Here is a 12,324-nt window from a genome sequence, read left to right on the forward strand (position 1 = left end):
TCAAATTATTTTTTCGGTAAATCATCATATTAATATGCTGATTTATTATTGTTTATGGCAGATGGTTATCTGAATGATGACTGTCTTAATACCCACGTTGATAAACAGATACCTATAATACTATGCCCTCTCGTTCTCAATATGCGCTAATGTCTTCTAACGACAAAAATATGGTAATGTTTGTCTGCTTTAGTAGCGCCGTGGCGTTTTTTGACTTTTTGATTTATTTATATATGGCAGATATCGTCTCGTCTACTTTTTTTCCAGCCAACATCGATCCTCATGTTACTAAACTACAAGGACTCGGGCTGTTCGCAGTCGGTTATTTGGCGCGTCCATTAGGTGGCATCATTTTCGGGCGCTATGGGGATATTAAAGGTCGTAAACCGGTATTATTAATCAGTATGTTGGTGACCGCTATCAGTATGCTGGCTATGGCATGTCTGCCAACTTATGCGCAGTGGGGTCTGGTTGCCCCAATTTTATTTATTATATTGCGTCTGATACAAGGGATGGCATTTGGGGTTTATGTGCCACTGGCATGGATTTTTGTTGCTGAGCACGTACCGCGGCAGTATTTGTCCATTAGCTGCAGCTATGTGACCGCCAGTTTTTTTATCGGGGTGTTATTTTCTAATGCCTTTTTTGTTTGGCTTACCGGCTCCATGACTCCTGAACAACTGGTAACTTATGGCTGGCGTGTACCATTTATAGTCGCGGCAGTACTTAGCTTTTTGCCGCTTTTGGCGTGGCGATTTGTTCACGAATCCCCCTTTTTTATCGAGCTACGAGACGTAAAGCCAGACAAGTATACCAATCAGCCCTTTACGCTACTTTTTAAGCACTGCCGACAGTCAATATTTATCGGATTAATGCTCACCCTAATTCTTGCCAGTATCACTACGGTTATTGCTTTATTATTACCTGACTTAATTGAGCTACGTTTTACTTTAGACAGTGATTTATTTGGATTTTCCCACAGTCTTGGCATTGTGTTTATGATTTTTGGCTGCATATTTTATGGTCTGCTGTCTAATTATCAAAATTTTGGTAAAATTTTAGTCATTGGCTCAATTTTACTTATCAGTCAGATATTCGCGTTTTATTATCATTTGCAAGCAGGTGGCGACTACATCTTGATTATGTATGCGCTATTAGGATTTTTTGCTGGTATTGTCGGTATGGTGCCTGCAATTTTTGTTATGCTGTTTCCAACCAATGTACGGCTAACTGGTATGGCGCTCTCTTATAACGTCATGTACGGTATTGTTGGCGGCTTGGTACCGTTTGGGCTTAGCTATGCCACCATGTTTGTCAGCTTCTCACCCGCATTGTATATCGCTTTTATTGGCTTTATTGGCGTCATAATAGGGCTTTATTTTTATCATTTACCCGAATTTAAAAAAATAAATACCATTATTTAACGGTATTAATATTAACGCCAAACAGTAGAACGCTTTGATATTAAGCGGTTAATTACTTAAAAATAAGTATTTGAAAATAAGCAATCAAAAAAGGCATAGACAATGATGGTTGATATGACCAATAAGCGACTGTCAGTCGCCCCTATGATAGATTGGACGACAACTGATTATCGATATTTTGCGCGGTTATTTAATCCAAACGTATATCTATATACTGAGATGATTAGCACTGGTGCACTGCTACATGGTAATCGCGCACGGCATTTACGTTTTGATAATTGTGAGCATCCTATCGTACTGCAGTTAGGCGGCGCAGACATCAGCGAGATGAGCCAGTGTGCTGAATTTGCGCAGCAACATAATTATGATGAGGTCAATATTAATGTCGGCTGTCCATCAGATCGGGTGCAACATAATAAGATTGGCGCCTGTTTGATGGCGGAGCCTAATACTGTTGCAGAGTTGGTCAAACACATGCAAGCTGCTGCCGATATTCCGGTGACGGTTAAGCATCGGATTGGTATTGATGACTTTGATAGTTATGAATTTATGGCACAATTCGTACAGACTGTCGCTGACGCTGGTTGTACGCGCTTTATTGTCCATGCGCGTACCGCGTGGCTGCAAGGTCTCAGCCCCAAGCAAAACCGAGAAGTACCACCATTACGTTATGATGACGTTTACCGGCTGAAGCAAGATTTTCCCGAACTCACTATTGAGATTAATGGGGGTATCGATACTATACAAGAGGCTCAAAATCATCTGCAATATGTCGATGGGGTGATGATTGGTCGAGCGTTTTATCACAACCCTTATTTACTGGCAGAAGCTAACACTTTATGGGGTCAGCCGGTGCCTAAACGCTCAGATATTTTAGCGCAGTTATATCCGCATCTGCGTCAGCAAGTCGCAAAAGGTGAGCCTTTATCAACAATGGCACGGCATTATTTAGGATTATTTCAAGGTATGACTGGCGCCCGAAAATGGCGGCAAGCATTAAGTGGCAAGCCTAATTTGACTGTTGAAGATATTGAAAATGCAGCAGCTGAGGTCTTGCAACTGAATCCTGAAGCTTAGGACATATTTGATAAATACCAAGCTGCCAAGTGCTACATAGTTAAGACACTTGTAATAAATACTGCCCCATCGCGGCACCATTATTAATAATATGTAGCAGCATGGGTAATAATAATGAACCAGACTTAATACGCGCATAACAAAATATTAATGCCAACACTACAATCGTACTGATTTCATATAAGCCATATTGCATATGAATCGTGGCAAAAATAAGGCTAGTGACCATACTAGCAACAATTATCCCGCGCCGTTCTGAGTGCGGACTTGAAAACTGCTCAGCGATAGCAGCCCATAGTATGCCGCGAAATATTAGCTCTTCATATATCGGGGCAATAATAACCATCGCAATAACCAGCAGCCATACCGAGCTCACTGATTGATATAGCGGATCAACAAAGTCCAGTGGGGTTTTATCCAGCCAATAGGTCAGCGCTTGGCTGCCAATCATGAATAATAATAGTAACCCCAGTAACCCTATCCCAACGGCTAACGAAAACGGAGTTAGCGCCAAATACCGCCGAACATTACCGCCTTTTAAGCGAATAATAAAAAAGCTTAGGGCGGTCAATAATACGCCGCTTATAAGGATGGACACACTAACGACCGTACCATCACTACTGCCCAGATAAAATATGTCGCCAATAGTTAAAGTATTAGCGGCGGGTAGCACTAGCTTGCCAGCGATATAAACCCCGACCAGCTGACTGATAAAAAATGCAATCACCATTCCTACGCTGAGTGCCAACACGCCAAAACGTGAAAATAATGGCGCACGCATTGGTTGAGAGGCTAATGATTTTTTAGGAACGGTAACGCAGTTTGGCATAGCGTGGAGGCTCAAAACAGAAGTGTATAGATTCTTAATGATTATTTAAAAGGTAAAATAACTTATCATTATCTATGTTGGTAATTGCTGGACGATGAGTTTTAACACCTGATCTGAAACAGATTCTGGATATTCAAGCGGAAACATATGACCGCCTTTATGAGTTTCATAATGAATTCCCAATCGCGCTTGAACTTGCTGTGGAAATTGCCGCTTTAAGAACACACTATCTTCACCAATAACCAAGGTTACTGGCGGCTTAGGGGCATGGTTGGGTGTCAGCCAATACCAAGAAGGATTGGTACGAAAGACCGCCACTTCACTAGATTTGGGAATGGCTAAAGTCACCTTACCGTCAGCGCGCTCATGTAAGCCATGTTTGATATAACCTTGAAAGCTACGCTCGTCAAACCCTTTAAAAAATCCTTTATGGCGCAATTTATCGTAGGCATCTTCCCGACTGTCCCAAACATCACGGCGATGTTTAGAGACCCCTGCCGGTGATAACTTATCCATTAAACGATGGTTCATTAGCGGCAATCTGTCAATCGTCTTGGCAACATGCCAAAGTAAGCTGGTCTTACCATAAACCCAAGGCGGATCTAGTAATACGGCTTGGCTAAAACGTTCAGGTGCCTGGTATAGGGCCTGCAAAGTGCACATTCCCCCAAGTGAATGCCCAACGGCCACTACTTGCGACACCCCATGCTGCTCACAAGTATGTTCTACGCTGTCAACAATCTGCTGCGTTAGGCTGCGCCAGTGATCATCTACTGGATAATTAGGATCACCGCCTAACATCGGAATAGTTTCAATAGTAAAAAACTCAACCAAATCTGCAAAGAATGGCTGGTAGACCGCACTTGGCATTCCATTAGCATGGGCGAAATGAATAACTGGCTTTTGGGTTTTTTTAGACACTGGCAACGACGCAAAGGTCTGCGAATTAATAACACTCATGGCCTATTCTCACTAGTTTTCGTTGATTAGTACTATTTGGCGCTTATTAAAAAAATTATCAGATAATAAAACAACAAAACTGAGCCGTTATACATGGCTCAGTTTGTATGACAAGGTTTTACAGTAAATCATGTTGAGTCAATGCTAGATTGAAAACATCATGATATTAACGCATCTGCGCATTACCGTCTTCTTGCGGTAACACATCAAAGTTAATGCTTGAGCCCACGCCAGCACCCATTTTAATAGCAAAACGATCCATAAAGAGCTGGAACGGATCTGTCGGCGTATAATTCACCACATTGTCAAGTTTTAGCTGCTTCTCTAAGCTGGCAATACTGCCTGTCTTATCTGCCAAGCCTAGAGCAATAGACTGTTCACCAGTCCAGAACAATCCTGAGAATAATTTATTCTCTTCTGGTTTCTTCAGACGATCACCGCGACCCTCTTTAACCGCATTAATAAAGTGCTTGTGAGTATTAGCCAGTACCATCTCCACATGCTGCTCTTCATAGTTGGTTAATGGACGCGATAGGCTTAAGATATCTTTATACTCACCAGCGGTAATTGTACGGTCTTCAACGCCGACCTTATCCATGAGCCCTTTGATGTTGTAGCTTGGCATAATTACGCCAATCGAGCCGACTAAACTTGATGGATTAACATAAATCTCATCAGCAGCGGATGCAATATAGTAGGCGCCAGAAGCACCTATATCGCCAATGACCGCATAAAGTTTTTTGTCGGGGTATTCTTGGCGTAAGTCCATCATAGTCTGCCAGATTTCATCAGACTGTACTGGCGATCCGCCGGGTGAGTTAATATCGAGCGCAACCGCTTTTGAGTTGCTGTTTTCAAAGGCGCGAGTTAAGGCTTTGCTGATGTCATAAGCATTGGCAGCATCGCCTTTACTAATGGTACCTTGTAGTTCGACTACAGCCAGATGTGGCTTACTGGTATCAATACCTTCAATTCCAGTCGGTGTTTGAGTGCTACAACCACGCCCGAGAATCAAAAATACTAATAAAATATAACCAAAGGTTAACAACTTAAAAAAGATACCCCAACGCCGTGCTCGGCGCTGTTCTACGACACTGGCCAATAGAGTATTTTCGATAAGTCGCCATTCTTGTCCACTTGGCTGGCTTGCGGGGAGCTGTTGCATCGGTGCTGGTTGATTTGTGGAATCATCAGGGCTTTTGTTAGGGTCTGGTGGCCAGTTGGGCATATAACTTCCTAAGTCAGAAACAATCTAAAACGATAAAAGAGATAATATAAAAAGGCAGATAAAATGATAAAGTTTAAATGTCTTCGCCCTATTATATACCTGTATTGATACAGCTACATTGATATAGGTATTAAGAGTATGGTGGTATTTCGGTTATGGTTCAATAGTAGAGCCATGAGAAACTATGAAACTTAATATTATTACTGCATGATTGGTACTTAGTCTGCGTCATTAAGGCTCCCTGGTAAGTACAAATGCCACATCTAAAGACTTATTGTCATAGGTAATGACCTTGCCTACACGCTGGGTTCTTAATATATCCGTAGATACTTGCGAAGTACTGTGACTGAGCCATGTTGTATAATGGTCAAAAGCGTTATTAATAGCAAAGGGTTTCGCAGTGCATAACAATGACCACATCTGCCAAACGCGCTGATGAGTAGCGACATCAAGAACAACACGCGATTGATTACGTTCGATTTGATTGCTTTTCTGAGTTTTATCTAATGGCGTTATGGCGTCCGATAGCCCTTGTCCTGAGATTCTTTGTCCCAGTAGCAGCTGCGACTGCGATGGATCCGCCGCATTATACTGCATCACCTTTATTGGTTTATCGCTATCAATGGCTACCGCACAACCCCAAACGCTAGCATCATCTATTTTACTCCAGCCCGTTAATACCTGCAGTGACAACTCATTATTCGCTAGCTGCCAAGTTTTGCCTTGTTCGCAACGCTGGGCACTGACAATGGCTTTGTCATTAGACTGATTGATCTGCAAATATGTTTGCTTATTTGCTGCCAGACGCCCACTACGTCCTGCCTGCCAATATTGACTGGTTGGTAAGTTTTGGCTTAACTGTGCAACTGTCATCGGTAGCAGCGCAGAGGCACTCCCCTCAAGCCTATTACGTTTTTGCTTAGCGGACCGTACGGCCACGCTGGTTTGGACAATAATACCGTCTAAGCGCTCAGCAGATAAGGTACGTAGCTGCTGCTCTAATATTGCGGATAGTTTGTCAGCAGTTAGCGAGCTTGGCATGTTACGCCTTCCTTGGGGTCGATGATCTGCTAAAAATAGCCAGCTGACACTGTTTATTGCTAGGGATTTATTATTATCGTCAACTCGTCTGTTATTAACAGGGTACTGAAGCAGCACTGCACTTAGATAGCGATCGCCAGTCGGTAAAATATATAAGGTCGGCGTTGATGACAATGTCTGCTGGTTGGCAGTTATCGTCATCATCAGTAGGGCCAGCGGCGGCAATGCCAACCAACGACTAATAAGACCACGCGGCAATAACCACGGCAATAATATCAATAGCCCCATTAGCAACATACCCATGTTCATTGGAGTATATAGCCACGCACTTTGAAGTGCCGGTAATGTCGTGAGCCACGTTATCAGCTCATGTAAGCTAGCAACTATCGCGCTGACCAGTGTCCAGATACTATCAGCACCTGCGGGTAATAAAAGGTAACAAAGTCCAGCCAATAGATTAAGCGGTACGATTACCCAGCCAAATAGGCCAATGGCAAACAAATTAATAACCAAACCCCATAGTGACGCTTTACCAAATAACAATAAAGTAATGGGCAATAGCGCTATGAATAGCCAACACTGCAGTTTAAATACGCGTTTAAATAGTGACCATATTTTCGTATAAAACGTACGGCGTTTTTGCGTGTCTTTATTCTGCTGCCGATTCGTAGCGTTATTTTCAGCCTGCCTGTACAACGCCTCATCGTATTTTAGTAATAATGCTACGGCGATAAAGGATAGCCAGTAACCTGCCTGCCATAAAACATAAGGATCAAACCATGCCATTAGCACCGCTAAGGCTAACAACACGCGCATAGTAGTAACCGGCAACAAGGTCAATCGCACCGCCCCAATAGCCAATAACATCCATGCGGTACGCGCGGCGGGCACGTCGAATCCGGTAAATAATGCATAAATAAAAGCGGCACTAATCATTACCATCCAGCGTATTTGCCAACGTGACAGGTAACGATATAACGTTGGCCTCAATTGATTAACGAGTAACACTGCCGCACCTGCCAGCATAATCGCTAAGAACAGTACATGGGTACCAGAAATAGCCAATAGATGTGAGATACCTGCCAGTTGATATAAATCTTTAGTGTCACGATTGATTAAACTACGATCGCCCGTTAATAAGCTCAGCGTTACGGCATTGGCTTGCTGTTGAGCAGTGGTTTGCGATGACCAATCTTGATAAAAATGTTGCCGTAACTGCCAGCGCCATTGATCAATACGCGTACGCAAACGTTTAAAATAGGAGGTAGAATCAGTCGTTATTAGTGACGATGGCTTAGCAATATTACCAAACGACGTGCCCATGGTTATGATGGTTGCCACTCCATCAATGTGACGTCCTCGTAGCCAACGATAGCTGTCAAAGCCTGATGGGTTATTAATGGCTTCCTGAGAGCTGGCAAGCGGCGCAAGCTTCAACGTCATGAACAACTGATTACCAGGCTGTAACTCATTGACTGCTGTTAGTTTGGTATTTTTATTTGAATTTTTAGGATAAGCATTAAGTAGAACGCGATGCCCTAATGACTGAGTATGGTCTCTATCTAGGTTATTATCAGTATAGTTGTTAGTATGGTTATTAATATACTTAACAGCGGCGGCATCCAAGTCTTGAGCGCTAACATAAGAGACTAATGGCGAGATACTTTGTATGGTAGCGACCTGTCGATAACCACTATTCGTTGCAGGATCATAGACGCTGTCACTCACTCCCTCGATAGTGACCAGCGCTTTTATCCGCATTGATTCGTTTACTTGCTGGTTTTCTGCCCGCTGATGACTGCTTAACGCTTGTAGCGCACTACCAATAATTAATATAACCGCCAATAGGATTACCGATAAATAACCAATAACGCTGAGAGTAAACCTGAGGATAGGCGAGGAGTTTTGAGGCAGCGTTGGGCTAATAGTTGCCAGAGATGAGAATAGTGCCTTGCGCTGGGTGATAAACATTAAAATAGCAGCGACAATGCTTAGTAATACCGGCCATACCGAGACCTCAGTCATGCTTGCTAACAATGGACTGATCGGTAACAAGGTGCTGTCAGCAACCGCTAACACCCCCGTCATGGCGGTTATTATAAGAATGCTAACCCACCAGTACACCAGCGCTCCTTGTTTGATGATCTAAGCTTGATAATCTAAGATACTTCTCAGATACGTTTGTCGATAACTTTGGATCGCAATCAACGTTTAATGAGTTATAGCTTAATAATAGGTCATGTTAAGCGTACTCAATACCTGCTGAACAAATTGTGTTATAAGTTTTTTATGATAGCTAAAGCACAGAAATTATCAGTAAATACCGACGATAGCATTTCTATTTATATTACCCTATACTGATTAGAGGTGTCGCCGCTGGTTATGATTGCTGTTACCTATCTTAGGTTTTTACAAATAATATTTTACTACTATTCTTTATTCATAATATTGTTGCATAGCAGCCACTCGCAATATGCTGAGCACGCTGTAGATAATGATTGAAGGCAAGCCTGTGCCCCAAAAACGTCTTAAAGATCTACTGCCCACGCCCGAGAAAGTATTAGAGAGTCGCACCCTAAAATTATTTGCGCCGCATCTGGCTGACCCTCGTTTGTGGCATTTTAACCGCCATAGTTTGAATAAAGCGGTCTATATTGGGGTGCTCAGTGCTTTTTTTCCACTACCAGGACAGATGTTACTGGCCTTAATTGGTTCACTACTCTTTCGTGCCAATGTACCGATGGCACTTGGTCTGACTTGGATTACCAATCCACTTACTACCCTGCCTGTCTTCTATGCTGGCTATTATGTTGGTGCCAAGATTATTGATGTACCTATGATTAGCTTACGAGTAATTGGTGGGATGATTTCTGACTTTAGCTTATGGGTATTATCCGATGGCGCCAATCCATTTATCACTTATCGCGGCACCGTATCAATAACTGCTTTTTGTGTGGGACTGACGATACTGGCTATTGTTAGTAGTATTGTATGTGGTCTGACTTTCAAGGTAATTTGGCGTTACAAAACCGTCGCCAGTTGGCAAAAACGCCCACTAGACCCCCTAGAGAAACCACCCAAACAGCATTGGTTTAAATAAATAACTTTATATAAATTTTAACCGGTCTTATTTGAAACGTTTTATCTGTTAATATTCTTCCCAATGCCCGTTACGTAATAGTAACTGACGATCAGCAAGCGCTGCTAAATTTCGGTCATGGGTGACCATTAATAACGCAGTTTGCATAGTGCTTTGTAGCTCTGATAGCAAACCAAAGACGCTTTGCGCATTATCATAATCTAAGTTGCCAGTAGGCTCATCTGCTAGAATCAACGACGGCTTGGTCACCAAGGCACGCGCAATAGCCACCCGTTGACGCTCACCCCCTGACAACTCCCCTGGCCTATGGTCTAACCGATGTTCCAAGCCTACATTCTCTAGAATCTCAATAGCCTGTTGGCGTGCTTCAGTAGGTGAAACTTTTGGGCGCATCAATAGTGGCATAGCGACGTTTTCTACTGCCGTGAACTCTGCCAATAGATGATGAAACTGATAAATAAAACCTAGATATTGATTACGCATTGCCCCGCGCTCAGTTTCATTCATATTATTGAGGCACTTACCATGTAACCAAACCTCACCGCTAGTGGGCGTATCGAGTCCGCCCAGCAAGTGTAGCAAGGTACTTTTACCCGAGCCACTGGTACCAACAATAGCAATACGCTCGCTGGCATGGACAGTAAGATCCAAGCCGGTTAGCACTTGCGTACGTACCGCACCCTCATCATATATCTTATTGATATTGCTCGCCTCTAAAATGGCAGACATGGCACTTCCTTTATTTATACTTGTATTCATGCTTAATGACAGCTTAGTTCAGAATTGATTTCGCTAAGCTAATGGTTGCTGAGTTACTAGCTATATAAATTACTACTTACCTAAATCAATGATCACTTAAATTAATAACTACTTAGATCAATAGTTACTTAAATTAAAAGCTACTTATTCAATATTCGCAGCCATTTACTCATAACGTAGGGTTTGTGCAGGCTGGATTCTAGCAGCTCGGCGTGCTGGATAAATAGTTGCCAAGAAGCTTAAAATAAATGAAGCACCCGTAATCAGCACCACATCAATCAAACGCAGCTCTGATGGTAGATAATTGATAAAGTAAGCATCAAATAGATTCAAACTAAAGCTTTGGTTGATCCAGCCGAGAATATCACTAATACTTAGCGCAAATATAATGCCCAATATCGTACCAGCGATAGTGCCAATAAAGCCAATAACCACCCCCTGTACCATAAATATCTGAGTAATCAAACGCGGAGACGCACCAAAGGTTTTTAAAATCGCAATATCTGCTTTTTTGTCCGTCACTAGCATCACTAAGCTTGAAACAATATTAAACGCTGCAACCAAAATAATTAAAAACAGCAGCAAGCCGACCATCGCTTTTTCCATTTGAATGGCGCCAAATAGATTGCCATGGGTTTGCGTCCAATCGTTCGGATATAGCTGATCAGGTGCAATGGCCGCTGCTTTTTGAGCAGCCATCGGGGCAGTAAAGAGATCATTAAGCTTCATGCGGATACCTTGCGCCCCATCCGGTAGACGCAGCAATTTAGCCGCATCATTCATGGGGATGAAAGCCATTAGGCTGTCCACTTCTGGACTGATACTAAATATCCCTGTTAAGGTAAAACGCTTGAAGCGCGGTATCACACCAGCAGGTGATGGTGACGCTTCTGGTAACACTAACGTGACTTTATCGCCTAAGCGTAGTCCTAGCGATTGCACCATCTCTTCCCCAAGCACAATGCCAAATTCGCCGCTTTTTAGGGTATCAATGCTACCTTCAGTCATATGATCATTAATAATCGAGACATTTTTTTCGTATTCAGGATCAACACCAGTGACCATAATGCCCGCAACTTGGCCATTTGACGTTAGCATGCCTTGCAGCTGAATAAAGGGGGCCACTGCCACCACTTCTGGATCTTCTTTAATGCGGTCAGCCAACTGCTTCCAATCGCCAATGACCTCGGTTGAGATGACTGTCGCTTGCGGTACCATACCCAAAATTCGGGTTTTTAGCTCTCGATCAAAGCCGTTCATCACCGATAATACTGTGATCAGTACGGCGACTCCAAGGGTCAGACCCATCATTGAAACTAAGGATATAAAAGAGATAAAGCGGTTACTACGCTCTGCTCGAGTGTACCGTAAGCCGATAAATAACGCTAAAGGACGAAACATATTCAAACTCTTTATCTTATCTTTGACAGACGTTGCATGCACAGCACGCAAGATTTCTATATGTTAATAACACCTAAGCTCGTTATCAGCTTCGACGTTAATACAAGCAAAACCTGCCTATAGATATGGTTTTAGACAGACCCGCTACTTATCTAACTAGGGCTGCCAAAAAGTGGATAGTTTGACACAATTTGTTTAAAATGTGCCAACCATTAGCAAAAACTGCGCGTATTTTCCAACAAAGCACCCTACTTTGTTATTATTTTTTTGTGAAGGGCTTGCTATTACTTGCGTCTATACCTATATATTGTATGCTAAAGACAATTGTCATTAACCCATCATTGTTGTTTGGTGAGCTCTTGCTAATGATATTGCTGCGTAAACATAACACAATAATGAGCCTGTATATAATAGATTGCTTAGGTACTTACTTACTGTGTTAGCGACGAAGATTAGCAATGAGAGCTTGGAATCCAAACTTCATGGCTGACTTAAGTTTGAGTAT

9 protein-coding genes are annotated in these 12,324 nt (G+C 42.6%); 3 read left to right on the forward strand and 6 right to left on the reverse strand.

Annotation, left to right across the window (positions count from 1 at the left end; all coding sequences use genetic code 11):
• Positions 1-122: 122 nt before the first annotated feature.
• A complete protein-coding gene (locus AAEY88_RS03525; RefSeq protein ID WP_350559127.1) occupies positions 123-1,424 on the forward strand; it encodes an MFS transporter in 1,302 nt (433 codons plus the stop codon).
• 105 nt (positions 1,425-1,529) lie between these two features.
• A complete protein-coding gene (gene dusA / locus AAEY88_RS03530) occupies positions 1,530-2,501 on the forward strand; it encodes a tRNA dihydrouridine(20/20a) synthase DusA (protein ID WP_350560444.1) in 972 nt (323 codons plus the stop codon).
• Between the two features lie 40 nt (positions 2,502-2,541).
• Here the strand turns inward: dusA and AAEY88_RS03535 are convergent, their stop codons facing one another.
• From AAEY88_RS03535 to AAEY88_RS03550, 4 genes are all read right to left on the reverse strand, one after another.
• Positions 2,542-3,330 (reverse strand): type II CAAX endopeptidase family protein, encoded by a 789-nt coding sequence (locus AAEY88_RS03535; protein ID WP_350559130.1) that lies wholly within the window; start codon positions 3,328-3,330, stop codon positions 2,542-2,544.
• Between the two features lie 72 nt (positions 3,331-3,402).
• Positions 3,403-4,290, reverse strand: coding sequence for an alpha/beta hydrolase (locus AAEY88_RS03540; RefSeq protein WP_350559133.1), 888 nt, complete (start codon positions 4,288-4,290; stop codon positions 3,403-3,405).
• Between the two features lie 166 nt (positions 4,291-4,456).
• Complete coding sequence (gene sppA / locus AAEY88_RS03545) at positions 4,457-5,518, reverse strand: signal peptide peptidase SppA (protein WP_350559136.1); 1,062 nt, start codon at positions 5,516-5,518, stop codon at positions 4,457-4,459.
• A 231-nt stretch (positions 5,519-5,749) separates the two neighbouring features.
• A complete protein-coding gene (locus AAEY88_RS03550; protein ID WP_350559139.1) occupies positions 5,750-8,683 on the reverse strand; it encodes a ComEC/Rec2 family competence protein in 2,934 nt (977 codons plus the stop codon).
• Between the two features lie 388 nt (positions 8,684-9,071).
• On the opposite strand from AAEY88_RS03550, the gene AAEY88_RS03555 reads away from it, so the two are divergent.
• Positions 9,072-9,659: a DUF2062 domain-containing protein gene (locus AAEY88_RS03555; RefSeq protein WP_350559142.1), complete on the forward strand. Its 588-nt coding sequence runs from the start codon at positions 9,072-9,074 to the stop codon at positions 9,657-9,659.
• Positions 9,660-9,707: 48 nt separating this feature from the next.
• Here the strand turns inward: AAEY88_RS03555 and lolD are convergent, their stop codons facing one another.
• Together lolD and AAEY88_RS03565 are read right to left on the reverse strand one after the other, a co-directional pair.
• Entirely contained in the window at positions 9,708-10,388 is a 681-nt protein-coding gene (gene lolD, locus AAEY88_RS03560) for a lipoprotein-releasing ABC transporter ATP-binding protein LolD (RefSeq protein WP_350559145.1), read from the reverse strand.
• A gap of 195 nt (positions 10,389-10,583) precedes the next feature.
• Positions 10,584-11,819, reverse strand: coding sequence for a lipoprotein-releasing ABC transporter permease subunit (locus tag AAEY88_RS03565; RefSeq protein WP_350559148.1), 1,236 nt, complete (start codon positions 11,817-11,819; stop codon positions 10,584-10,586).
• Positions 11,820-12,324 lie beyond the last annotated feature (505 nt).

Source organism: Psychrobacter sp. CAL346-MNA-CIBAN-0220, from assembly GCF_040309805.1.
In the GTDB taxonomy this organism is placed as follows: Bacteria; Pseudomonadota; Gammaproteobacteria; order Pseudomonadales; family Moraxellaceae; genus Psychrobacter.